General features: G+C 72.4%; 22 protein-coding genes. 11 read left to right on the forward strand and 11 right to left on the reverse strand.

Annotation, left to right across the window (positions count from 1 at the left end; all coding sequences use genetic code 11):
• Window positions 1–135: 135 nt before the first annotated feature.
• Window positions 136–306: a Flp family type IVb pilin gene (locus ACOJV7_RS15165; protein ID WP_420191056.1), complete on the reverse strand. Its 171-nt coding sequence runs from the start codon at window positions 304–306 to the stop codon at window positions 136–138.
• 34 nt (window positions 307–340) lie between these two features.
• Entirely contained in the window at window positions 341–511 is a 171-nt protein-coding gene (locus ACOJV7_RS15170) for a Flp family type IVb pilin (protein ID WP_420191057.1), read from the reverse strand.
• Window positions 512–889: 378 nt separating this feature from the next.
• On the opposite strand from ACOJV7_RS15170, the gene ACOJV7_RS15175 reads away from it, so the two are divergent.
• Complete coding sequence (locus ACOJV7_RS15175; protein ID WP_420191058.1) at window positions 890–1516, forward strand: methyltransferase family protein; 627 nt, start codon at window positions 890–892, stop codon at window positions 1514–1516.
• Window positions 1513–2982: a hypothetical protein gene (locus tag ACOJV7_RS15180; protein ID WP_420191059.1), complete on the forward strand. Its 1470-nt coding sequence runs from the start codon at window positions 1513–1515 to the stop codon at window positions 2980–2982. The genes ACOJV7_RS15175 and ACOJV7_RS15180 overlap by 4 nt, the downstream gene beginning before the upstream one ends.
• A 9-nt stretch (window positions 2983–2991) precedes the next feature.
• Here the strand turns inward: ACOJV7_RS15180 and ACOJV7_RS15185 are convergent, their stop codons facing one another.
• Together ACOJV7_RS15185 and ahcY are read right to left on the reverse strand one after the other, a co-directional pair.
• Window positions 2992–3378 carry a DUF1294 domain-containing protein gene (locus tag ACOJV7_RS15185; protein WP_420191060.1) on the reverse strand — a complete coding sequence of 129 codons (387 nt, stop codon included), beginning with the start codon at window positions 3376–3378 and terminating at the stop codon, window positions 2992–2994.
• Between the two features lie 119 nt (window positions 3379–3497).
• Window positions 3498–4931 (reverse strand): adenosylhomocysteinase, encoded by a 1434-nt coding sequence (ahcY, locus tag ACOJV7_RS15190; RefSeq protein ID WP_420191061.1) that lies wholly within the window; start codon window positions 4929–4931, stop codon window positions 3498–3500.
• Window positions 4932–5110: 179 nt separating this feature from the next.
• Between ahcY and ACOJV7_RS15195 the strand changes: the two genes are divergently transcribed.
• The 3 genes from ACOJV7_RS15195 to ACOJV7_RS15205 all read left to right on the forward strand — a co-directional run bounded on the left by ACOJV7_RS15195 (window position 5111) and on the right by ACOJV7_RS15205 (window position 7068).
• A complete protein-coding gene (locus ACOJV7_RS15195; RefSeq protein ID WP_420191062.1) occupies window positions 5111–5398 on the forward strand; it encodes a hypothetical protein in 288 nt (95 codons plus the stop codon).
• A gap of 66 nt (window positions 5399–5464) precedes the next feature.
• Entirely contained in the window at window positions 5465–6514 is a 1050-nt protein-coding gene (locus ACOJV7_RS15200) for a DUF808 domain-containing protein (RefSeq protein ID WP_420191063.1), read from the forward strand.
• Window positions 6515–6519: 5 nt separating this feature from the next.
• Window positions 6520–7068, forward strand: coding sequence for a YbaK/EbsC family protein (locus ACOJV7_RS15205; protein ID WP_420191064.1), 549 nt, complete (start codon window positions 6520–6522; stop codon window positions 7066–7068).
• Window positions 7069–7123: 55 nt separating this feature from the next.
• Here ACOJV7_RS15205 and ACOJV7_RS15210 read toward each other — a convergent pair whose 3' ends face one another.
• The 3 genes from ACOJV7_RS15210 to ACOJV7_RS15220 are packed head-to-tail and all read right to left on the reverse strand — an operon-like array spanning window position 7124 to window position 9961.
• On the reverse strand, window positions 7124–8305 hold the full coding sequence (locus ACOJV7_RS15210; RefSeq protein WP_420191065.1) for an SIS domain-containing protein: 1182 nt from the start codon (window positions 8303–8305) through the stop codon (window positions 7124–7126).
• A gap of 22 nt (window positions 8306–8327) precedes the next feature.
• Window positions 8328–8513, reverse strand: a complete 186-nt coding sequence (locus tag ACOJV7_RS15215; RefSeq protein ID WP_420191066.1) for a Trm112 family protein — start codon at window positions 8511–8513, stop codon at window positions 8328–8330.
• On the reverse strand, window positions 8513–9961 hold the full coding sequence (locus ACOJV7_RS15220; RefSeq protein WP_420191067.1) for a phosphomannomutase/phosphoglucomutase: 1449 nt from the start codon (window positions 9959–9961) through the stop codon (window positions 8513–8515). The genes ACOJV7_RS15215 and ACOJV7_RS15220 overlap by 1 nt, the downstream gene beginning before the upstream one ends.
• Before the next feature lie 89 nt (window positions 9962–10050).
• Between ACOJV7_RS15220 and ACOJV7_RS15225 the strand changes: the two genes are divergently transcribed.
• Entirely contained in the window at window positions 10051–12414 is a 2364-nt protein-coding gene (locus tag ACOJV7_RS15225) for an ATP-binding cassette domain-containing protein (RefSeq protein ID WP_420191068.1), read from the forward strand.
• 178 nt (window positions 12415–12592) lie between these two features.
• Here ACOJV7_RS15225 and ACOJV7_RS15230 read toward each other — a convergent pair whose 3' ends face one another.
• The gene (locus ACOJV7_RS15230) at window positions 12593–12964 is read right to left on the reverse strand and encodes a DUF3499 domain-containing protein (RefSeq protein WP_420191069.1); all 372 of its coding nucleotides are present in this window, start codon (window positions 12962–12964) and stop codon (window positions 12593–12595) included.
• Window positions 12965–13023: 59 nt separating this feature from the next.
• Here ACOJV7_RS15230 and ACOJV7_RS15235 point away from each other — a divergent pair, with 59 nt between their 5' ends.
• Complete coding sequence (locus tag ACOJV7_RS15235; protein ID WP_420191070.1) at window positions 13024–13449, forward strand: metallopeptidase family protein; 426 nt, start codon at window positions 13024–13026, stop codon at window positions 13447–13449.
• A gap of 31 nt (window positions 13450–13480) precedes the next feature.
• Here ACOJV7_RS15235 and ACOJV7_RS15240 read toward each other — a convergent pair whose 3' ends face one another.
• From ACOJV7_RS15240 to ACOJV7_RS15250, 3 genes are read right to left on the reverse strand one after another with little or no spacing between them, the layout of a single operon-like run.
• The gene (locus tag ACOJV7_RS15240; RefSeq protein ID WP_420191071.1) at window positions 13481–14938 is read right to left on the reverse strand and encodes a DUF5719 family protein; all 1458 of its coding nucleotides are present in this window, start codon (window positions 14936–14938) and stop codon (window positions 13481–13483) included.
• Window positions 14935–17973 carry a glycosyltransferase gene (locus ACOJV7_RS15245; protein WP_420191072.1) on the reverse strand — a complete coding sequence of 1013 codons (3039 nt, stop codon included), beginning with the start codon at window positions 17971–17973 and terminating at the stop codon, window positions 14935–14937. The genes ACOJV7_RS15240 and ACOJV7_RS15245 overlap by 4 nt, the downstream gene beginning before the upstream one ends.
• A 40-nt stretch (window positions 17974–18013) precedes the next feature.
• The gene (locus ACOJV7_RS15250; RefSeq protein WP_420191073.1) at window positions 18014–18277 is read right to left on the reverse strand and encodes a WhiB family transcriptional regulator; all 264 of its coding nucleotides are present in this window, start codon (window positions 18275–18277) and stop codon (window positions 18014–18016) included.
• 199 nt (window positions 18278–18476) lie between these two features.
• Between ACOJV7_RS15250 and cofD the strand changes: the two genes are divergently transcribed.
• From cofD to ACOJV7_RS15270, 4 genes are all read left to right on the forward strand, one after another.
• Window positions 18477–19451, forward strand: a complete 975-nt coding sequence (cofD, locus tag ACOJV7_RS15255; protein ID WP_420191074.1) for a 2-phospho-L-lactate transferase — start codon at window positions 18477–18479, stop codon at window positions 19449–19451.
• On the forward strand, window positions 19444–20655 hold the full coding sequence (locus ACOJV7_RS15260; RefSeq protein ID WP_420191075.1) for a coenzyme F420-0:L-glutamate ligase: 1212 nt from the start codon (window positions 19444–19446) through the stop codon (window positions 20653–20655). Before cofD ends, ACOJV7_RS15260 begins: the two co-directional genes overlap by 8 nt.
• A 105-nt stretch (window positions 20656–20760) precedes the next feature.
• Window positions 20761–21375: a hypothetical protein gene (locus tag ACOJV7_RS15265; protein ID WP_420191076.1), complete on the forward strand. Its 615-nt coding sequence runs from the start codon at window positions 20761–20763 to the stop codon at window positions 21373–21375.
• Between the two features lie 114 nt (window positions 21376–21489).
• The coding region (locus ACOJV7_RS15270) for a 13E12 repeat family protein (protein ID WP_474543068.1) at window positions 21490–22805 on the forward strand (1316 nt) is incomplete at its 3' end.

The following is a 22805-nucleotide window of genomic DNA, read 5'->3' on the forward strand; positions in this document are numbered from 1 at the left end:
CGACTGGAGCTCCCCCGCTGTCCGGGGAGCGGCGGCGTGCAGCCGCGACTGGTGGTGCTGGTGGTGGTGCTGTGGCACCGGGTGATGCAGTGGGGCCGGCGGCCCGTCGAGCCGCCGGCCCCGCTGCGTCGTGGCTCAGATGGAGCCGGCGATACCCGCGAACATCGTCGAGATGGCGGTGCCGAGCGGGCCGACCGCGAGGACGACGACGACGGCGATGAGGGCGACCATGAGGCCGTACTCGACCATGGTCGCGCCCTTCTCGGAGGCGATGCGGTTGCGGAGGCGGAGGAGCGAAGAGGTCATGACTTTTCCTTTTGTGTGGTGGTGGTGTTGAGAGTCAGAGGGAGCTGGGCACGCCGGTGAAGAACGACGAGACCGCCTGGCCGAGAGGGCCGACAGCGGCCACGACGACCGTGGCGATGAGCATGACCATGAGGCCGTACTCGACCATCGTTGCGCCCCGGTCTTGGAGGAGCAGGCGATGGAGCTTGTTGAAAGCCTGGATCATCTGGCTTTCCCCCTGTTCGGTTGGAGCAGGTGCCGGTCTGCCCGGCCCGCGCCGAGTCTTCAGCAAACGTGAAGATTTCGGACATGGCCCGAACTAGTCAAAACTAGTTGATGTGGATGACTAGAAGAAATGGGTCAGATGACTCCGCCGATTGCGTGCATGGGGGTCGTTGGTGTGCTAGAGCTGCCCGGTGAGGGGGTTTGTGAGCACGAAATCGCCTGATCCAAGCGCAGTCCTACACTATCGACGCGCATTTTGTCCATAGCCACCGGTGACCATCCATGCAGGTTGGCTCTTCCCAGGGGTGACCAGAGCCTCTAGCCCTTTTCCGGCCGGAACCCGCAGCGAAGTTCCATCACGAACGACATACTCGGCTGCATGCAGCCACGTGACCGCCGGCCCGACGTGGGCCGACTCCTGCTCGTGCCGGTCTTCCTCGGGCTCGTGGTCTTCAACGTCTCGCACCTGCTCGACCGGGACGCCGACCGCAGCGCCCTCGAGGTCGGGGGCACGGTCGCGGCGCTGGCGTTCTACACCGTGCTCGTCGTGATGTACCTGCGACGCGGCGCCGCCTCGGGCACCGACCGCCGGCCGGCCGTCTGGCTCGCAGCCGGCGCGGCGACCTTCTCGCCCTTCCTCATCCCGCTCCTGGGCGCCGGTGGTGCCAGCACGACGGCAGCCGGTCTGGGTTCTGCTCTCGTCCTCGTGGGCGTGGCCCTGTCCACCTGGTCGCTGCTCAGCCTCCGGACCAACATCAGCGTCGTCCCTCAGGCGCGCGAGCTGTCGACGAGCGGGCCCTACCGCTGGTTCCGCCACCCCCTCTACGTCTTCGAGTACGTCGCCGCGATCGGGCTCGTCCTGCTCAGCGGCGGCGGCCTCGCGTGGCTCGTCCTGCTCGGCCTCGGCGTGCTCCAGGTGCTCCGCGCCCGCTGGGAGGAGAAGCTGCTGCGCGAGGAGCTGCCCGGCTACGCCGACTACGCAGCCCGCACTCGCGGCTTCTCGTGAGGTCCCGCTGGGACTGGGTGGTCCTCGGTGCTTGGGTCACCGCGCTCGTCACCTTCCGCGCAGCGCGGATGACCGAGCGCGACCCCTACTGGCAGGCGCGTGACGGCATCGAACGGCTCTCCGGGACCCCGCTGGTCCGTGCCGACTCGTGGAGCTGGGGCCCGAGCGAGGGCACCTTCCGCCCGACCTCCCCGCTGTGGAACACCCTGCTCGGGCTCGGCGACAGGGGCCTCGGTCTCGCCGGGATCGCGCTGGTGGGTGCCCTCGGCATGCTCGCCTACTTCGTCGCCGCGGCGGTCACAGCCCGACGGCTCGGCGCCCGCCCCCTCCCGATCCTCGCCGCCACGGTGCTCGTCTCGGTGCTGGCGCTGCCGATGGTCTCGCCACGCGCGACGATCGTCGTCCAGGCCTTCATGCTCGCGACCCTCGCACTCGGGCACTCCCTGGTCACCCGCGCGATCCCCCGTCGGGGGTCGACGTATGCCGGTGTGGCCCTCGCCGCTGCCGCGCTCGGCTGGCTCGGTGCCTGGCTCCACGTCTCGTGGGCGGTCACCGCGCTCGGTCTCGCCGGTGCGCTGCCGCTGCTCGCCGTGCTGTCCGGCGCAGCCCGGTGGCGGGCCGCCCTCGCAGCCGTCGCCGGCGCCGGGCTCGCGGTCGGCAGCCTGCTCGGACCCTACGGCTGGTCGGTGTGGCGCCTCCTCCTGGACGTCAGCGCAGCCTCCGGTGGCCAGATCATCGAGTGGCTGCCGCCCTTCACTGCCGGGCTCCGCGTCCGCTGGGTCCCGGTCGCCGTCGTCCTCCTCGTCCTCGCCGTCCTCTGCGCCAGCCGGCTCACCCGCCACCGCCCAGGCGCCCCCGGGTCCCGCGAGCGCTCGCGGTGGGCCCTCGAGGTCGTGCTCACCCTCATCGGGCTCCTCGCCGCCGTGGCCGGGCTCATGGCCATCCGCTTCCTCGGTGTGGCAGCCCTGACCCTTCTGCCCGTCCTCGCCTCGCGGCTGTCCGCCGCTACCCCGCGTTGGCGGGCGGACCCGGCGCGCAGCGAGGCCCTGCGCACGCGGCTCCGCGCGGCCTACTGGCGACCGATCGTCACGGCCGTCGCCGTCCTGCTGCTCCCCCTGGCCGTCGCACGCTCGGTCGACCCGGGCACCCCCACCGTCGAGGCCGACATCGCCCCGTCGCTCCCGCGAGACTGCCGCCTCTTCACCGACCCCGACACCGCCGGAGCCGTCCTTCTCCTGCGTCCCGACGTCGAGGTCTGGGTCGACATGCGCACGGAGGTGCACGGCGCGCAGGCCTTTGCCGACACCCGCCGCCGGCTGCAGTCACCCGGCGGCGTCGTGCTCCCGGCCGGCGCGACGTGCGCCCTGCTCCCGGCCTCGGTCCGGTCGGTCACCGAGGACGGGACGGACCGTCGCTGGGGGCTCCTGCGCTCGGGCTCGACCCTCAAGCTCTGGGTCCCGGCCTGAGCCCTCCGCTCAGCCCCTGGCCACGAGCCACGCCAAGGCCCCGCAGTTGAGCACCACCGTGAGCCAGAAGACCGAGCGGAAGGGCTGCTTGGTCGTCTTGTGCCGCAGGACGTGGCGGGCCACGAGGGCGCCGGGCCAGCCGCCGACGAGGGCGACCGCGTGGAGGGAGGCCTCGGGCGTCCGCCAGCTCCGGCGTCGCGCGGCGGCCTTGTCACCGCGGTACCTGAGGAACGCCAGCGCGCTGGTGAAGGCATAGATGCCGAGCACCCACCGCTCCACCCGACCGGTGAGGACGAGCCCGGCCACGATGGCGAGGAAGACCCCCGCCACGACCCAGGCCCGCACGACGTCGGGGCGCGGACCCCGCCCCGACCGACCTGCTGTTCCGTGGCGCACGCGCGGAGCCTATGCGAGCGCACCCAGGCGCCCGCCGTGGACGCACCCCGAGAACGCGGTGTGCCGCCCGCTCGGGTGAGCGGACGGCATACCGGGTCGTTCGTGGTGTCTGGGAAGCCTCAGTAGCGGTAGTGGTCCGCCTTGTAGGGGCCGGCCACGTCGACGCCGATGTACTCGGCCTGCTCCTTGGTGAGCTCGGTGAGCTCGACGCCGATGGCGGCGAGGTGGAGGCGGGCCACCTTCTCGTCGAGGTGCTTCGGGAGGACGTAGACCTGCTTGTCGTACTCGGACGTCTTCGTGAAGAGCTCGATCTGGGCGATCGTCTGGTTCGTGAACGAGTTCGACATGACGAACGACGGGTGACCGGTCGCGTTGCCGAGGTTGAAGAGGCGTCCCTCGGACAGCACGATGATGCTGTTGCCGCCCTCGAAGACCCACTCGTGGACCTGCGGCTTGATCTCGGTCTTCGTGACGCCGGCGACCTTGGCGAGGCCGGCGATGTCGATCTCGTTGTCGAAGTGACCGATGTTGGCGACGATCGCCTTGTTCTTCATCTTGGTCATGTGCTCGGCCGTGATGATGTTGAAGTTGCCGGTCGTCGTGATGTAGATGTCCGCGACGTCGAGGACGTCCTCGAGGCGGGCGACCTGGTAGCCCTCCATCGCCGCCTGGAGCGCGCAGATGGGGTCGATCTCGGTGACGATGACGCGGGCGCCCTGCCCGCGAAGGGCCTCGGCGCAGCCCTTGCCGACGTCGCCGTAGCCGCAGACGACCGCGACCTTGCCGGCGATGAGGACGTCGGTCGCACGGTTGAGGCCGTCGATGACCGAGTGGCGGCAGCCGTACTTGTTGTCGAACTTGGACTTGGTGACCGAGTCGTTGACGTTGATCGCCGGGAAGAGCAGGTCGCCGGTCTTGGCGAGGTCATAGAGGCGGAGGACACCGGTGGTGGTCTCCTCGGTGACTCCCTTGATCTCCTCGGAGACCTTGGTCCACTTCTGCGGGTCCTGCTCGAGGGTGCGGCGGACGAGCGCCTTGAAGACGCCGACCTCCTCGGAGTCCTTCTCGTCGGTGGGGGGCACCTGGCCGGCGGTCTCCCACGCGCGACCGTTGTGGACGAGCATCGTGGCGTCGCCACCGTCGTCGAGGATCATGTTGGCGCCCTCGCCCGGCCAGGTGAGGATCTGCTCGGTGCAGTCCCAGTACTCCTCGAGCGTCTCGCCCTTCCAGGCGAAGACCGGGACACCCTGCGGGTCGTCGACGGTGCCGTTCGGGCCGACGACGACGGCCGCGGCGGCCTCGTCCTGCGTCGAGTAGATGTTGCAGGAGGCCCAGCGGACCTCGGCCCCGAGCGCGGTGAGCGTCTCGATGAGGACGGCCGTCTGCACGGTCATGTGGAGCGAGCCGGCGATGCGGGCGCCCTTGAGCGGCTGCGAGGAGCCGAACTCCTCGCGCAGGCTCATGAGGCCGGGCATCTCGTGCTCGGCGAGGCGGATCTGGTGACGGCCGGCCTCTGCGAGGCCCAGGTCGGCAACCTTGTAGTCAATGGACATGCGACATCTCTTCCGTTGAGGACTGGTTTGCGACCCGGCGCAGCCCATCTGGGCGAACACGTGAGAGCGGGGTATCACCCGCGCCGGCGACCCCACTCTACCGACTGCACGCGGTAGACATGGAATGCCGCGGGGCGCCCCCGCGGGCAGGGACACCGCACGACGGACGGAGCAGGACGATGAGCGAGACCTTCGACGGGACGGGCACGGACGGCATACGGGAGGGCGGTTCCCGGGCCGGCGACGAGGTGAGTGACGAGGTCAAGGTGGAGCTCGACGAGAGCAAGCTCGACTCGTGGGAGGAGGTCCGCGGCGACTACGCCATCGACCCGGACGCCGAGATGACCCGCCCGGCCCTCACCGAGCAGGAGGCGGACGACGACGACGAGGACCCGTTGCGCGAGGACGACGAGGAGGACGACCTGGCCGAGGACGAGGACGCGGAGGCGCGCGACGAGGAGGAGTGAGGCGCGCGCTCTGTAGTCTGAGCGCGTGCTCGACCCCCACTCCCCCACCGACCCGAAGGCGGCCTGATGGCTGGCGGACTCTTCGCCCTGCTCGACGACATCGCGGTGCTCGCCAAGGCAGCGGCCGCCTCGGTCGACGACGTGGCCGCCGCAGCCGGACGCGCGAGCGTCAAGGCGAGCGGCGTCATCGTCGACGACACCGCGGTCACCCCGCAGTACGTCCAGGGCATCGAGCCCAAGCGCGAGCTGCCGATCATCAAGAAGATCGCCGTCGGCTCGCTGCGCAACAAGCTCCTCTTCATCCTCCCGGCGGCGCTGCTGCTCAGCCAGTTCCTGCCGGTGGCGCTCACGCCGCTGCTCATGGTGGGCGGCACCTACCTCTGCTTCGAGGGCGTCGAGAAGATCTGGGAGCGGGTCAGCGGTCACCACGACGACGCCGCGGACAAGGCCCACGACGAGGGCAAGATCGCCGACGAGTCGACGATCACGAGCGGGGCGATCCGCACCGACTTCATCCTCTCGGCCGAGATCATGGTCATCTCGCTCAACGAGGTGAAGGACGAGCCCTTCGTCACGCGCGCCGTCATCCTCGCCGTCGTCGCGGTGCTCATCACCGTGCTCGTCTACGGCGTCGTCGCGCTCATCGTCAAGATGGACGACGTCGGCCTGCACCTCGCCAAGGGCGACGGCGCCCGGGCCGGCCTCGGCCGCGGCCTCGTGGCCGCCATGCCCAAGCTCCTCGCGACCCTCTCCGTCGTCGGCATCGCCGCGATGATCTGGGTCGGCGGGCACATCCTCCTCGTCGGGCTCGACGAGCTGAGCGAGTACTGGTCGCCGCTGCACTACCCCTACGAGTGGGTCCACCACGCCGAGGAGGCGGTCCACGACGCCACCGGCGCGCTCGGCGGGGTGCTCGGCTGGGTCACCAACACCATCGGCTCGGCCATCCTCGGTCTCATCGTCGGAGCGATCGTCGTCGCGGTCATGCACGTCATCCCTCACAAGGGCGGCCACGACGACCACGCTCCCGAGCCGTCCGCGGACGACGCTGCGGCCGGCTCCACCGACGACGCTGACGACGCCGCGGGCGGCGTCACGCCGAAGAACTCCCACTGACCCGTATGCCGTCCGCCCGCGGAACGCTGTCCTGGTCGCCTGCCGCGGCCTCCCCTGAGCTCGTCGCGCCTCCCGTGGCCGCGGCCCTGTCGGCGCCGGGCGTGGCCGCCGGAGTCGCCGTCGCTGAGGTGGCGACCATCGACGCGACGCTCGCCGACACGGAGGCGTTCTGCACGGCATACGACGTCGCGCCGGAGGCCAGCGCCAACTGCGTCGTCGTCGCGGGCAAGCGCGCGGGTGAGGTCACCCATGCCGCCGTCATGGTGCTCGCCACCGACCGCGCCGACATCAACGGTGTGGTCCGGCGCCACCTCGGGGTCCGCAAGATCTCGTTCGCACCGCACGACGACGCCGTCTCGCTCACGGGCATGGAGTTCGGTGGCATCACGCCCGTCGGGCTTCCCGCGGACTGGCCTGTGCTCGTCGACGCGGCGGTCGTCGCGGCCGGGGCCGTCGTCATCGGCAGCGGGCTGCGGTCGAGCAAGCTGCTCCTCGACGGAGCGGCGCTCGCCGAGCTGCCCACGGCCGAGGTCGTCGACCTCGCCCAGCACTGACACGGCACTGACCCGGCACTGACCCGGCGGGCCCTCGCGGGCGGGACCGCGTGCGTCAGCTCGTGCGGTCGCGGAGCTCGGTGACGTGCCGGGAGATGGCCGGATCGAGGCCGAGCCCGAGCGCGAGGTAGGTCGAGACGTAGTCGGTGAGCGAGATGACCGATGCGAGCCGTTCGATGGGCTGACCGGCGAGCGCCTCGACCTCCCAGACTTTGACGCCGGCGTCGCGTGCGGAGTCGGCGACGGCGTCGGCGAGCTCGCGCGGGGGCACCGTCGCCGGGGTCACGGGTGACGTCGGCGTCGCGTCGGGGTGGTCGCGCAGGAGCACGAGCCCGAGCTGCGGCGAGGGCGGTCCGTCGAGGAACGGGTCGGCGAAGACGTCGCCCCCGCTCCCCCGTCCGGCGTCGCCCGAGCCGCTGAACGGGCCGTCGAAGCAGGCGACCACCTGTGAGGCCGCGTCGGGCAGCGCGCCGGAGGTGGCCGGCATACGCGCGGTGCGGGCGAGCATCGCGGCGGCGCGGCCGGCGGCGACACCGGTGAGCGCGCCGTCACCGAGGACGACCGGGACGGTCTCGGCGAGTCCGACGGCGATCGACTTCGCCGGGTTGACGAACGACTCCGACGACGGACGGCACTCCTCCGCGCGGGTGTCGAGGACGTCGGCGACGCGCTCGAGGACGGCCTCGGGGCACTCGATGAGACCGAGTCCGTCGGCGGCGAGGAGCACGGGGGTGAGCATCGACCACAGCGCGGCGCGCGACGTCGGCACATCGGGGGCGACGTCGACGTGCACGCCGCGGCCGCGGGCACAGACATCGGCGAGCGGCGAGTCCGGCGCCCCGACGGTGAGGAGCGAGGCGCCGCGGCGCGCAGCCTCGGCGGCGAGCGCAAGGGGCCCGACCGCTCGACCTGACTGGGAGACGGCGATGACGAGGTCGAGCGGTCCGATCCATCCCGGCAGCGGGGCCTCGCGGCGGGTCGTCAGCGGGACCGGCGACCCCGGCTCGGCGAGGACGTCGAGGACGTCGCAGACGACGGCCGAACCGCCGAGCGAGGCGACGAGGACCGAGCGGGGTCTGTCACCGCCGGCGACCCGGTCGATGCCCGCCTCACGGGCGGCGACGATGGACCGGCGCACCTGCGCGCCGGAGGTCGCGAGCGCGCGCAGCGACCCGCGGCTGTCGAGGCGCTCGAGCGCCTCGGCCGAGTCGAGGAAGGCCTCGTCCAGGTGGGGCACGGCGTGTGCGCGGCGCGGCCGGTCAGGCCGGCTTGCGGCCCTCGTCGACGAGGAGGACCGGGACGCCGTCGTCGATCCGGTAGACGAGGCCGCACTCGGCGGACGTGCAGGCGAGCTCGGGCCCGTCGGCGCCGACTTCGTCACGCAGCTCGGCCCGGCAGTTGGGGCAGCGCAGGATCTCGCGCAGCCAGGGCTCCATCGTTGACATCAGCTGTCCTCTCTCGTGTCGCCGCGGACGACGCTGAGGACATCGTCGCGTATCGCGGCCATCGTGTCCGCATCGGCTGCCTCGACGTTGAGCCGCAGCAGGGGTTCGGTGTTGGAGGCGCGCAGGTTGAGCCACCACATCGGGTCGCCCTCGCCGCCCGCGTGGGTGAGGGTGAGGCCGTCGAGCTCGTCGACCTCGACGTCCTTGTCGCTGGCCCACGCGCGCACCGCATCCGTGCTCGCGGCCTGGTCGTCCACGGTCGAGTTGATCTCCCCCGACGCGACGTATGCCGTGTAGTCCTCCATGAGCGCGCTGAGGGGTGCGTCCTGCTCACCGAGGGCGGCGAGCACGTGCATCGCGGCGAGCATGCCGGTGTCGGCGAACCAGAAGTCGCGGAAGTAGTAGTGGGCGCTGTGCTCGCCGCCGAAGACGGCGTCGGCACGGGCCATCTCGCCCTTGATGAAGGAGTGCCCGACGCGGGTGCGCACGGCCTTGGCGCCGAGGTCGGCGATGACCTCGGGGACCTGGGCAGAGGTGATGGCGTTGTGCACGATGGCGACGTCGGATGCTGGGGTGCCGGCGGCGACCTCCCGACCGACCTCGCGCGTCGCGATGAGGCCGGTGATGGCGCTCGGGCTCACTGGCTCGCCGCGCTCGTCGACGACGAAGCAGCGGTCGGCGTCGCCGTCGAAGGCGAGCCCGAGGTCGGCGCCGTGCTCGACGACGGCGGCCTGGAGGTCGCGCAGGTTCTCGGGCTCGAGCGGGTTGGCCTCGTGGTTGGGGAAGGTGCCATCGAGCTCGAAGTAGAGCGGGACGACCTCGAGCGGCAGCGCGGGCAGGCCGGCTGCTGTCTCGAGGACGGCGGGGACTGTGTGGCCGCCCATGCCGTTGCCTGCGTCGACGACGACCTTGAGCGGGCGGATGCCGGAGAGGTCGACAAGCCCGCGCAGGAAGGCGGCGTAGTCGGCGAGGACGTCGCGGTCGGTGCTCGTGCCCTCTTCCTCGTCGCGCATCTCGCCGGTGCCGTCGAGCAGCTCCTGGGCGAGGTCACGCACGTCAGCGAGACCGGTGTCCTGACCGACGGGCCGGGCGCCCGGGCGGCAGAGCTTGATGCCGTTGTAGGCCGCGGGGTTGTGGCTGGCGGTGAACATGGCACCGGCGAGGTCGAGGTGGCCGCTGGCGAAGTAGAGGCCGTCTGTGCTCGCGAGGCCGATGTGGGTGACGTCGATGCCGCGGCTCGCCACGCCGGCGCCGAACGCCCGCGAGAGCTCCGGCGAGGTCGCCCGCATGTCGTGGCCGATGACACAGCCGGTGCCGCCCTCGCGGGCGATGACGACCTCGGCGAACGCTGCGCCGATGGCCCAGGCCACGTCGACGTCGAGCTGCTCCGGGACGAGGCCTCGGACGTCGTAGGCCTTGACGAACTCGGCGAGGTTGTGGGGAGGCACGCAGGAACCCTACAAGGACGGCTCGGACCGCACCGGCCGTCGGGCGCCGAGGTCCGGTGGGCGTCACCGCCTGCCACTAGCGTGTGCCCGTGACCACGCAGCCGCATGCCGCCGACACCCACGACCTCATCCGCGTGCAGGGCGCGCGCGAGAACAACCTCAAGGACGTCAGCGTCGACCTGCCCAAGCGCCGGCTCACCGTCTTCACCGGCGTCTCCGGCTCGGGCAAGAGCTCGCTCGTCTTCGGCACGATCGCCGCCGAGTCGCAGCGGATGATTAACGAGACCTACAGCGCCTTCGTCCAGGGCTTCATGCCGACGCTCGCCCGGCCCGAGGTCGACCACCTCGACGGCCTCACGACGGCGATCATCGTGGACCAGGAGCGGATGGGCGCCAACCCGCGCTCGACGGTCGGCACGGCGACGGACGCCAATGCCATGCTCCGCATCCTCTACAGCCGCATCGGGGACCCCTACGTCGGTCCACCGACGGCATACAGCTTCAACGTCCCGACGCGGAAGGCGAGCGGGGTGATGACGACCGAGAAGGGCGGCCACACCGAGAAGCGCGTCGCCCAGCAGCAGGTCTACCTCGGCGGCATGTGCCCGCGGTGCGAGGGCATGGGACACGTGAGCGACATCGACCGGACGGCGCTCTACGACGCGTCGAAGAGCCTGAGCGAGGGGGCGCTCACGGTGCCGGGCTACTCGATGGACGGGTGGTACGGCCGGCTCTTCGAGGGCATGGGCCTGCCCATGGACAAGCCGATCGACGCGTTCACGGCCAAGCAGCTCGAGACGATGCTCTATGCGCCGCCGACCAAGATCAAGGTCGAGGGCATCAACCTCACCTTCGAGGGCATCATCCCCAAGATCCAGAAGTCGATGCTCTCCAAGGACCCCGAGGCGATGCAGCCGCACGTGCGCCGGTTCGTCGAGCGCGCCGTGACCTTCCAGCGGTGCCCCGAGTGCGAGGGCACCCGCCTCACCGCCGACGTGCTCACGTCGCGGATCGACGGCAAGTCGATCGCCGACGTCTGCACGATGCAGATCAGCGACCTCGCCGACTGGGTGCGCGGGCTCGACGAGCCCTCGGTGGCGCCGCTGCTTAAGGGGCTGCAGCACCTGCTCGACTCGTTCACCGAGATCGGCCTCGGCTACCTCTCGCTGGACCGGCCCGCCGGCACGCTCTCGGGTGGCGAGGCGCAGCGCACGAAGATGATCCGCCACCTCGGCTCGTCGCTCACCGACGTCACCTACGTCTTCGACGAGCCGACGATCGGCCTGCACCCGCACGACATCGCGCGGATGAACGACCTGCTCATCCGCCTGCGCGACAAGGGCAACACCGTCCTCGTCGTCGAGCACAAGCCCGAGACCATCGCCATCGCCGACCATGTCGTCGACCTCGGTCCGCACGCAGGCTCGGCCGGAGGCCAGATCGTCTTCGAGGGGTCCGTCGAGCAGCTGCGCTCCGCCGGCACCCTCACCGGGCGGCACCTCGACGACCGCGCCCGGCTCAAGCCCGAGGTGCGCACGCCCACCGGCACGCTCGAGGTGCGTGGCGCGTCGACCCACAACCTCCGCGATGTCGACGTCGACATCCCGCTCGGGGTGCTCGTCGCCGTGACCGGCGTGGCGGGGTCGGGCAAGAGCTCGCTCATCCACGGCTCGGTCGACGGGCGCGACGGTGTCGTCGTCGTCGACCAGGGCGCGATCAAGGGCTCCCGCCGCAGCAACCCGGCGACCTACACCGGCCTGCTCGAGCCGATCCGCAAGGCGTTCGCCAAGGCCAACGGCGTCAAGCCCGCCCTCTTCAGCTCGAACTCCGAGGGTGCCTGCCAGACGTGCAACGGCGCCGGGGTGATCTTCACCGAGCTCGGGGTCATGGCGACGGTCGAGTCACCGTGCGAGGAGTGCGAGGGGCGGCGCTTCCAGGCGGCCGTGCTCGACTACACCCTGGGTGGGCGCAACATCGCCGACGTCCTCGGGATGTCGATGGACGAGGCGCTCGCGTTCTTCGGTGAGGGCGAGGCGCGGATCCCGGCGGCGCACACGATCCTCTCCCGGCTCGTCGACGTCGGCCTCGGCTACCTCACGCTCGGCCAGCCGCTGACGACGCTCTCCGGTGGCGAGCGCCAGAGGCTCAAGCTCGCCGTGCAGATGGCCGACAAGGGCGAGGTCTACGTCCTCGACGAGCCCACGACGGGTCTGCACCTCGCCGACGTCGAGAACCTCCTCGCGCTGCTCGACCGGCTCGTCGACGGCGGCAAGTCGGTCATCGTCATCGAGCACCACCAGGCGGTCATGGCACACGCCGACTGGGTCATCGACCTCGGGCCGGGCGCCGGTCACGAGGGCGGCACCGTCGTCTTCGAGGGCACGCCCGCGGACCTCGTCGCGGAGGGGAAGACGCTCACCGGGACGCACTTGAAGGCCTACGTCGGCGGCTGACCCGCGGACCATCCGTTGAAGAGCTCGGACCGTTCAGGAGCTCGAGACGAGCAGAGGTTCGCGAGCGAGTCACTCATGGGTGGCTCGCTCGTCAGGTTCTGCTCGTCTCGCGGGGCCGAGCGACCGCGCCAGAGCACGGGCAGGGGGCGGGTCGGGGCAGGTCGGAGATGCGGGTGGGTCAGGCCTCGCCGCTGCCGGGAAGCACCCGGAGGTGACCCCGGCGCTGCTCGCCGACGACCGGCATGGCGCTGACGACGACGCTCGCCACGGTGGGGGCGCTCGCCGGGCGCTCACGCACGGCATCGACCACCGCGAGGAGGTCGTCGACCTCGGGAGCGGGTGCGTAGCCGTCGGACTCGAGGCGGAGGAACTCCCACCCCTGCGGCACCGTGAGGCGGGTTGCATGGTCGGCGCAGAGGTCGTAGGAGTGGGGCTCGGCATAGGTGGCGAGCGGCCCGAGGACGACGGCCCGGTCGGCATACGCGTAGGTCAGGGTGGCCACCGCAAGCTGGGAGCACGCGGTCTTGCTGCACTTCCTGGACGCGTTCACCCCACGACTCTAGGACACCGCTCCGACAGAGGTGAGGTGGCGCGCCGTAGGCTCGTCCCGTGCCTCCTCTCGACCCCCGCTTCCCGGCCCCGGGCCGTCGCCGGGACCGTCGCGGACGTGGCCCGCGGGGCCCCATGGCGTGGCCTCCGGTGCCGGCGATGCGGTCGCGCCGCGACACCTTCGACGACATCGTCATCGACGTCTCCGAGCGGGCTCGGGAGTACCTCGGCAACCGGTATGCGGCCGTGGAGTTCGCCGTCGAAGAGGTCCCACCGACCGACCCGGCGCCGTGGGAGGAGCAGGCCGCCCCCGTCGGTCGGCTCGTTCCCGTCGGCGGTGCCGTCGGGCACCGGATCGTCGTCTACCGTCGCCCGGTCGAGACCCGGGCCCGCGACGCGGCCGAGGTGTCGGTCATCGTGCGGGAGGTCGTCGCCGAGCAGGTGGCGGCGCTCCTCGGGGTGCCGACCTCCGAGATCGACCTCTGACGGTCCCTCTCGCGTCGATTCTTCGGGTCGTTCAGGGCGCGGGGTGCGCCCGGCTCACCTCGGAGGTCACCGCGCTCGGGGCGAGCGGTGACACGGACACGAACTGCTGGTCCTGACCGGCCCGCGTCCCGACCCCGGCGCGCACCTGGCCACTGCCCGCGGAGCGGCGCACCCACACCGACTCGGCCGCGCCGAGGTCCAGGGTCTCGGAGGTGTCCTGCGACAGGGTGAGGCTGCGCGTCGTCCACGTGCCGTCGGTGCGCCACGTCACCTCGGCGGTGGCGGGCCCTCCGGTCGAGACGACGGTGAGGAGACGGCGCCGCACGTCATCGGCGGCCGGGAAGGCGGCGCCGAGCAGACCCTCGGCAGCGTCGGTCGAGGGAGCCCAGACGAAGTCGCCGGCCGCCTCACCCCTGCGCCACGAGGCGAAGAGCGAGGCCACGACGGGCACGTCCGAGGTGAGCTCGACGGCATACGAGCCCTCCTTGAGTCCCCTGACGGCGAGCTCTCCGGTGGAGCGTGCGCCGACCTGGGCGACGCCGCCGCCCGGGAGCGGGGTCGCGCCGTCCTTGCCGATGACACGAGCGCTGACGACCGCCTGCTGGTCGCCGGGGACGGCGATCCGGATCGAGCCGGTGGACGCGACGAGCGCGGCGGGGATGACCTGCCGGGTCGAGGGCGCGGCGGTCGGCACGACCGTCTCGGCGCCCGCGGGTGTGGAGCCGTCGAGCCAGATGTCGCTCATGACGGCCCGGACCGACCCGCCGTTGGCGCGCACCCGGATCGCCGGGGACTGCTCGTCGCCGGTGACGGCGTCGACGAGGAGGGCGACGCGGCCGTGGGCGGGGACCACGGTGGTGCCGGTGGGCGACACGATGGGGCCCTTGAGCCCGAAAGCCTGGATGTCGACGGTGACCTCGTTGGCGCCCGGGTTGGTGAGCACGAGCCGCTCCTGGCGGCCGGCCGCCCCACCACCGGCGAGCAGCCAGAGGTCCGAGCCGGGGCCGCTGCAAGGCACGGTCGCGAGCCCACGGATCTCCTCGGTGGCCACGGCCCACTCCTGCACGGCGGCGAGACCCGGCGCCATGGCGCCGCTCCCGACGACATCGACGGCGCCGGTGCCCCTGAGGGTCGTCGTCGAGGTCGTGCCGCGGCTGGTGACCGGCGCGCCGGCCTGCGGACCCGAACCGACGGTGACGCGGCCGCCGCTGCCCGGCTCGAGGGGCGCGAGGGCGGACCCGGGCGCCGTGCCCACGCCCACCTTGGCGGTCACGGCGATGTCCTCGACCCCGTCGATGCCGGTGAGCTCGGAGCCGGGGCACGACAGCGCGGCAGACGAGACCGGCGCGAGGGTCACGGCCGACGGCGCGGCGCCGCCTGCCCCACCGACGCCACTGACGGGCGTCATCGTCGCGACGGTGACGAGGCCGGCCGCCGCGGCGCCCGTGAGGACGAGGCGGGTGGGGCCGATCCAGCGGGCGCGGTTCATCGACGGCTCCTGAAGGCGCGGGTGCCGAACGGGATGGCGAGGAAGCCGACGACGAAGAGGGCGAGCGCCTGCAGTGCGCGCCACCACGGGTGCTCGGTCGCGACCTCGACGACGAGGTCGTGCGTGCCGGCGGGAACGGCATACGTGGGTCGCTCGGCTCCTGCCTCGGCGGTGAGGGTCCGGCCGTCGAGGGTGACCTCGGCGTGCTCGGTCCAGGCCGGCGGCTCGGCGACGGTGAGGACGGCGTCCTGTCGGGCCGTCACCGTGGTCTCGGTGGCGCCGTGCTCGCCGAGGGTCGCGACGAGCGCGTGGTCCGAGCCGGTGACGAGCGAGAGGCGGGTGGGGGCGACGGGCCGGTCGACCGAACCACCGAGGGCGGCGATGCGCCACACGTCGTAGCCACCGCGGCTCGCGAGGCGAGAGAGACCCTGCGCGGAGTCGAGGCGGCGGGCGACGTCGTCACCGGCGGTGTCGGCGACGGCGAGGAAGCCGATGGCGTGCCCGGCGAGGCGCGGGCCGGCGTCGGGGCGCGTGCCGTCGAGCAGGCCGCTCACGTCGTCGGCGATGACGGCGTCCCCCTCGACGCTCTGGGGCAGTGACCGCGCGAGCGCGCCGCCCTCGCGACCGACGATCCGGTATGCCGCCCCGGCCGTTCCCGGGTCGACGAAGAGCGTGCGGTTGGCCAGGTCGTTGCCGGCCTGCTCGACCGCGACGGCCGGGCGCACGTCGGACCACGTCCGCAGCACGTCCCCGAACCCGAACCACCCGAGGGCACCGGCAGTCAAGAGGCCCGCCAGGGTGAGGACGACGGCCGCGCCCGTCCGCCAGCGGCCACGGAGGGTCTCGGCGCCGACGACGGCGGAGGCGAGGAGCGCGAGGGTGAGCGGGAGGATGAAGGTCCCGGCCCACGGGGTGACGAGGCCTTGCGCGACACCGGCACCCGTGGCGACGTCGGCTCCGGAGGCGAACTCGAGCCGTGGGGCGACGAGGACGGCGGCCAGCGAGACGAGACCGAGTAGCGCAGCTCCGGTCGCGACCGACCGGACGCGGCGGGGGGCGAGGAGGCCGGCGAGGCCGGCGGCCACGACGACGGCGCCGACCCACCACGGCGTGCTGCCCGCGCCACCGGGGTGAAGCAGGGCGAGGGCGAGCGGCTCGGTGGAGGTGGTCCCCCACTGGCTCAGGCCGGGGCCGGTGGCCGCGAGCGCCCAGTCGTCGGCGACGTCGAGGAGCCACGGGCCGAGCAGGAGCGGGCCGAGGACCGCGGGGACGAGTGCGCGCGCCCGCGCACGGTTGTCCCCGACGATCGCGACGCCGAGGCAGGCCAGCACGACGAGGGCGAGCAGCGGGGGCGCGAAGGCGCCGAGGGCGGCCGCTCCGAGCGACGTGGCGAAGGCGCCGGTGGCGGTACCGGTCGGGCGGGCCAGCATGACGACCCCGGCGAGGACGGCCGGCAGGAGGACGAGGGCGACGAGCGCACCGAGCCGGCCCTGGGCGACGGACGCCCCGGCGGCTCCTGTCGTCGCCCACAGCAGGGCGACCGCGCCGCGGATCGGGCGCGACCGGGAGGAGGTGATGACCCGCGACGAGATGTAGGCGGACACTGCCGCGAGGGGCAGGGCGAGGACGAGGAGGGCGCCGACGACCGCACCGGCCGACGACGTGAGGTCCCCCGCCCCGGGCAGCTGCTCGAGCACCCAGGTCGGGATCGCGAGGAGGGCGAGCGCCGGGCTCGCTGGGCCGTCACCACCGAGACCGGCACCGTGCCAGCCGTCGAAGGCAGCGTGCCAGAGGGTGCTCGACGTGGCGCGGGTCGTCACGAGCTCGCCGCCGGTGACGCCGGAGCCGAACCGGCTCACGAGCCCACCGCCGATGTCACGACCGGCGGCGACGACGACGGCGAGGGCGCCGAGCACGGCGAGGAGGGCCGGGTGGACGAGGAGGCGTCCGAGACCGGATGAGGCCTCGGGGTCGCGGACGTTCTCGTCGGGCAGGCGCGACGGGGCGATGACCGCCTCGTGCGCGCGGTCGAGGGACCGGCGCACGATGGCCGACGCGGGGACGAAGAGCGAGCCGATATCGCGGTGCTGGAGCTGGCGCCCACCGCGGGTGCGGTGCCGCGCGGCGATGACGCGGAACGGGTCGAGCGAGCCCACGTCGCCGAACGCCGCGACTGCGGCGCGGGGCCGCTTGAGGAGCAGCAGGCCCAGACCCGCTGTGACGGAGCTGAGGAGGACCCACAGGGCGAGGAAGGGAACCTGCCACCACGGCGCGCGGGCGAGGGCGACCCGGCGGGCGGCACGGCGTCGGGCTCCGGTGGTCGCCGTGGCGAGGCCGAGTGCGGCGACCGAGCGCATCCGCGCGTCGGGCGCGACGACGACGCGGTGGCCGGCGAGGTGGGCCCGCCAGCCGAGGTCGAGGTCGGCGCCGAGGTCGCCGAAGGAGCGCTCCCAGCCACGCAGGGAGCGCAGCGCGCCGGCGGTCGCGAGCGTCCCGGCGAGCGGGACGGCGATGACGTCGCGGCGCAGGTCGTACTGGCCCTGGTCGGGCTCGCCGAGGGGCGGGTCCTCGACGACCCGGCCCGAGCGCGTCGTCGTGATGCCGACCGAGCGCAGGGTGCCGGGCTGGGTCGCGTCGACGTGCTTGGGCCCGACGAGGCCGACGGACGGGCTGCGACGGTGGGCTGCGAGAAGCCGGCCGAGGGTGCCCGGCTCGGGGACGCACCCGACGGGCAGCAGCCACACGAGGTCGTCGTCGGCCACGTCGCCGCTGGTGAGCCAGTGGGTGACCGCCGCGCGATCCGGCATACGGGAGTCGAGCGAGACGTGCTCGACCGAGAAGGTGCGGGACGACGCAGCGGCGACCACCTCGGCGGCGCCGTCGTCGGAGGAGGAGTCGAGGACGACGACCGAGTCGGGTCTCGAGGCCGAAGCCGCGAGTGCGTCGAGCAGGGCGCGCAGGCCCGGGCGTGCTCCGGAGGTGAGGACGACGGCCCGGACCGCCTGCCTCGCTGGTGAGGCGGCAGGGGGGAGCACGGTGGCAGTCGTCAGCGTCATGAGGTGGGCGCGCGCCCGGTCAGACGGCGCGCTTCTTCAGCTTGCGGCGCTCACGCTCGGACAGCCCGCCCCAGATGCCGAAGCGCTCGTCGTTGGCCAGCGCGTACTCGAGGCACTCGGACCGGACGTCACACCCGACGCAGACCTTCTTGGCCTCGCGGGTGGAGCCGCCCTTCTCCGGGAAGAACGCCTCGGGGTCCGTCTGTGCGCACAGACTGCGCTCCTGCCAGGAGAGAACCGTCTCCTCCTCGACCATGGCGTCGATCAACATCAACTCGTGCATGGCTGCCTCCTCGACCCTCTGCGACCCAACACTGCTCCCGACCTTCCCCCTGACCGAGAGAACGGTTTCGCCGGGAACACAATGAAGAAATTACACGCGTGTCATCCCCATCCGTCAAGCCGGTTTCTGCTATCGGGGGAACTTTTTCTGGACGGACCGGCGTGTCGGGGCGACTCGCCCGTGGTCCACACTGGCCCCCATGCGAATCACGGCCCTCGCGGGCGGCGTCGGCGGAGCCCGCTTCTTGAGGGGCCTGAGGGCTCATCTCGACGTCGTGGCACCGGAATCCGAGATCACCGTCATCGCCAACACCGGTGACGACATCAGCCTCTTCGGACTCCGGGTCTGCCCCGACATCGACACCCTCCTCTACACCCTCGGCGGCGGGATCGACGAGTCGCAGGGGTGGGGGCGTGCGGACGAGTCGACCCGGGTGCAGGGCGAGCTCGCGGCCTACGGGGCGGTGCCGCAGTGGTTCACCCTCGGCGACCTCGACCTGGGGACCCACATCGTCCGCTCGCAGTGGCTGGCTCAGGGGCTGACGGCGTCCGAGGTGACGGCTCGGCTGGCTGCGCGGTGGGGCCTGCCCGACCGCGGGATCCGGCTGCTGCCGATGACGGACGTACCGGTCGAGACGCACGTCGTGCTCGACGAGGGCGACGGTGCCGGCGAGAAGGCGGTCCACTTCCAGGAGTGGTGGGTGCGCCTGCGGGCCGAGGTGCCGGCGTCGCGGTTCGTCGTCGCCGGGCTCGACAAGGCGGCCGCCGCGCCCGGGGTGCTCGAGGCGTTGCGCTCGGCCGACATCGTCGTCCTGCCACCGTCCAACCCGGTCGTCTCGATCGGGATCATCCTCGGCGTGCCGGGCGTGCGCGATGCGCTTCGCGGGTCGCAGGCACCGGTGGTCGGGGTCTCGCCGCTCATCTCGGGCCGGCCGGTGCGGGGGCACGCGGACGCCTGCCTCTCGGCGATCGGGGTCTCGTCCACGGCAGCGGCGGTGGCGGCGCTCTATGCAGACTTCCTCGACGGCTGGCTCGTCGACCCGGCCGACGCCGACGTCCGAGTGCGCGGTGTCGAGACGGCGGTGCACCCGGAGGCGCTGCTGATGACCGACGTCGACGCGGCGGCGCGGATGGCGGAGAGCCTTCTCGCGCTTGCGGATCGGGTTCGTGGGTGAGGACGGCGTGACGGGTCCGGTGATGCCGGTGACGGTGCTGCCGGTGCTGGGGCTGCCGGAGGTGGTAGCCGGGGACGACGTGGCCGGGCTGGTCCTGGAAGCGTTGGGGCCGAGCGGCTTGGAGGTCGGCGACGTCGTCGTCGTGTCGAGCAAGCTCGTGTCGAAGGCGTTGGGGCTCAGGGCTTCCGGGGGTTCCAAGGACGCGCTCGTGCTCGAGGAGTCGGTGCGCGTCGTCGCCGAGCGCCGGACGGCTGACGGCATGACGCGGGTCGTCGAGGCGGCGGCCGGACCGGTCATGGCCGCGGCGGGGATCGACGGCTCCAACACCGGTCCCGGGGAGGACCTCCTCCTCCTGCCGCACGACCCGGATTCCTGCGCGCGAGAACTGCGCTCGTCTCTTCGTGACCGATTCGGTATGCCGTCCACCGCACCTCTCGCGGTCGTCCTCAGCGACACCGCCGGACGGCCGTGGCGGGCAGGTCTCACCGACTTCGCCCTCGGGTCCGCCGGGCTGCGCGTGCTGCTCGACCACCGGGGTGAGTCCGACGTCGACGGGCGGCGGTTGGCGGTCACGGCGCGGGCGGTCGCCGACGAGATCGCGGCCGCTGCGGACCTCGTCAAGGGCAAGGCTGACGGGGTGGGTGCGGCTGTCGTACGGGGCCTGCCGTCGTCGTGGTTCGAGGACGAGATTGGCTCTGCAGCAACGGTTTCAGACGCTGCGGTTGCCGACCCTGCGGTTGTCGACCATACGGTTTTCGACGCGGCGGTTTCGGGCGCGGAGCCGTCGGGCTCCGGCGCGGCGCAGCTCGTGCGGACGGGGCCCGGCGACTGGTTCGCCATGGGGCACGTCGAGGCGGTCCGCGCGGCGCTCGGGGTGCAGCCGGGATCGCCGGAGTCGGAGCAGGTCGGGATCCGTGCGGTCGGGCTCGAGACGTTCGGCGAGGTCGTCTCGCGCGTCGTGGCCGTCACCCTGCTGCACGACGAGGACGCAAGCGTCGACCTCCAGGTCATCGAGGGCGGAGAGTCGTCGACGCAGGGCACTGCCTCAGCAGAGGTGACGATGGGCGCCGGCGACGACTTCGCCCTGGGACGGTTGGCCCAACGACTCGAGGTCGCTGCGGCGGGCGAGGGTCTGTCGGTCTCGCTCGGTGCAGGTCCGACCGCCGGGCACACGGTCTCCGCCCGCCTCGTGCCGGGCGGTTGACGGCCCCGCGTTCGAATGGGCTGGCGCCTCTGTTCCCGAATGGGCTGGCGCCTCGGTTCCCGAATGGGCTGGCGCCTCGGTTCCCGACTTGGCATCGTCGAGGGCATGGACACCCTCGATGAACCCGTCACCTGGGTACTCGTCGAGGGTCCGAGCGACGTTGCCGCGCTGCGAGTCCTACGCGCGGCGCGTGGGATCGCGCCGGATGGTGAGCCGTGTGTCCTCGTCGACATGGGGGGAGCGACCAACATCCGGCGCGAGCTCGGCCGTGCCCTTGCTCGTCGACCTCGACCGCGCGTCCTCGGACTGTGCGACGAGCGCGAGGCGCACTACTTCGTGAGGGCTCTCGAGGCCCATCGCGACGACCTGGGCACGCACGTCGTGCCGACTCTCGAGAACCTGTCCCACCTCGGCTTCTTCGTCTGCCGGCGCGACCTCGAGGACGAGCTCATGCGGGCGTTGGGAACCCACGGCACCCGAGCCGTCATCGACGACCTCGGCCTCGGCCCGGCTTTCGAGGCCTTTACGCGCCAGCTGGCGTGGCAGGGGCGGCCGCTGCTCGACCAGCTGAGACGGTTCGGCACGACGACATCCGGGCGGAAGGAGCTGCTCGCGGGCGCGCTCGCCGCGGCGGTCGAGCTCGACGCGACCCCTCCCCCGCTGGCTGCCCTGCTTGACGCGATGCCGACGACGGCGGACGAGTCGCGGCCGTCCGCCTGACCCACATCGAGCCGTCAGGGCCCCATGGGCAGAGGTGCCAGTCCGCATGTCGCACAGTGGAATTGGTGTGGACAACTCGTTCTTATCGAACTCCTGTTCGAGTACTATGAGAGCATGAACCTCGGGGCGGTGACGACGGCGGTGGCGGACCTGTATGCCGCGTTGACCGCCCCTGTCGCCGCGTCCTCCGGGGCGTCGGTCCCCGGGCTGTCCGAGCCGGCAGGACTGCTCGACGCGGACTCGCTGCTGGCGACGATCGAGCAGGCGCAGCAAATCGTCAACATCTGCGGTGGGATCCAGGCCCACGCCATGGCGCATCTGGCTGCGCACGAGGAGGTCCGCGACGCCGAGGACGCCTCGGGCTGGGCGTGGAAGCGGCACGGGCTCGGGTTCGTCGCCGACGACACAGCCTCCCTCGTCGCCGACCGGCTCGGGGTCTCGGTCCCGGTCGCCGCGAACCGGGTCGAGGACGCCGTGCACCAGGTCACCGTCACCCCACGGCTGGTGGACGCGATGGGGTCCGGCGCCCTTGACCAGTTCCGCGCCCACCTCGTCACCCGCGAGGTCAGGGACTGCGACGACCTTACCGCCTCCACGATCGTCGAGCGTCTCGTAAGCCGCGCCGCCGAACCAGCCCCGTGGAAGGCCACCGAAGACACCACTGCCGGCGAACCGGCGTGCCCGACGCGGGGGTGGGACGAGACCGCAGGACCACTGGCGTCGCGCGCCCGCCGGCTCGTGACCCGCCACGCCCCCGAGGTCGCCGCGGCACGCAAGAAGCAGGCCGTGAAGGACCGGTGCCTGACCCGGCGCGCGATCTCCGAGGCCGCGGACCAGTGGCATGGGCTCGTCCCGGTCGAGCAGTCCCTGGTCATGTGGCAGGCCGTCGACCACCTCGCCCGCACCCTCCAGAACGCCGACCCCGGCCTCACCCTCGACCAGGCCCGCGTCGACGCCCTGCAGCAGCTCGTCCTCCAGCAGGCCGACGTCACCATCCACCTCCACGCCACCCACCCCGCCGTCCCGAGCGCCACCACCACGACCGACGCAGCCACCGCACCAGAGACGGCAGCCACCACCTCGTCCCCGGCACGCACAGCTCCCGTGACCCGCACCGCCCGCGCGTCCACCGCCACCGTGATGCCCCAAGCGACTACCGCGCTCCGAGACGGCACGACTGCCGCGCCTGCAGACAGTCGCCCCGCCGCTGCGCCGGCCTCGGCCTCGACGGAGGCGCCCGCTGCGCAGGACCGTGGGGTGGGACTGGCGGATCGGGCCGACCGTGGGGTGGTCGAGCTCGGCGGGCTCAACCGCCCAGGCACCACCATCGTCGACCTCGACCGCCTGCCCGCCAGCGTGCGCCTGAGCGACTCGACCACCCTGACCTGCCACCCCGACACCGGCGCCCTCCTGACAGGCCACGTACCGAC

Source organism: Knoellia tibetensis, from assembly GCF_048606415.1.
GTDB classification, from domain to species: Bacteria; Actinomycetota; Actinomycetes; order Actinomycetales; family Dermatophilaceae; genus Knoellia; species Knoellia tibetensis.

What these genes read in the sequence shown, in the direction of transcription:
- ACOJV7_RS15165 (WP_420191056.1), bottom strand. Translation starts at nt 306, where the DNA reads ATGACCTCTTCGCTCCTCCGCCTCCGCAACCGCATCGCCTCCGAGAAG.
- ACOJV7_RS15170 (WP_420191057.1), bottom strand. Translation starts at nt 511, where the DNA reads ATGATCCAGGCTTTCAACAAGCTCCATCGCCTGCTCCTCCAAGACCGG.
- ACOJV7_RS15175 (WP_420191058.1), top strand. Translation starts at nt 890, where the DNA reads ATGCAGCCACGTGACCGCCGGCCCGACGTGGGCCGACTCCTGCTCGTG.
- ahcY (WP_420191061.1), bottom strand. Translation starts at nt 4,931, where the DNA reads ATGTCCATTGACTACAAGGTTGCCGACCTGGGCCTCGCAGAGGCCGGC.
- ACOJV7_RS15195 (WP_420191062.1), top strand. Translation starts at nt 5,111, where the DNA reads ATGAGCGAGACCTTCGACGGGACGGGCACGGACGGCATACGGGAGGGC.
- ACOJV7_RS15200 (WP_420191063.1), top strand. Translation starts at nt 5,465, where the DNA reads ATGGCTGGCGGACTCTTCGCCCTGCTCGACGACATCGCGGTGCTCGCC.
- ACOJV7_RS15205 (WP_420191064.1), top strand. Translation starts at nt 6,520, where the DNA reads ATGCCGTCCGCCCGCGGAACGCTGTCCTGGTCGCCTGCCGCGGCCTCC.
- ACOJV7_RS15215 (WP_420191066.1), bottom strand. Translation starts at nt 8,513, where the DNA reads ATGTCAACGATGGAGCCCTGGCTGCGCGAGATCCTGCGCTGCCCCAAC.
- ACOJV7_RS15240 (WP_420191071.1), bottom strand. Translation starts at nt 14,938, where the DNA reads ATGAACCGCGCCCGCTGGATCGGCCCCACCCGCCTCGTCCTCACGGGC.
- ACOJV7_RS15250 (WP_420191073.1), bottom strand. Translation starts at nt 18,277, where the DNA reads ATGCACGAGTTGATGTTGATCGACGCCATGGTCGAGGAGGAGACGGTT.
- cofD (WP_420191074.1), top strand. Translation starts at nt 18,477, where the DNA reads ATGCGAATCACGGCCCTCGCGGGCGGCGTCGGCGGAGCCCGCTTCTTG.
- ACOJV7_RS15265 (WP_420191076.1), top strand. Translation starts at nt 20,761, where the DNA reads ATGGACACCCTCGATGAACCCGTCACCTGGGTACTCGTCGAGGGTCCG.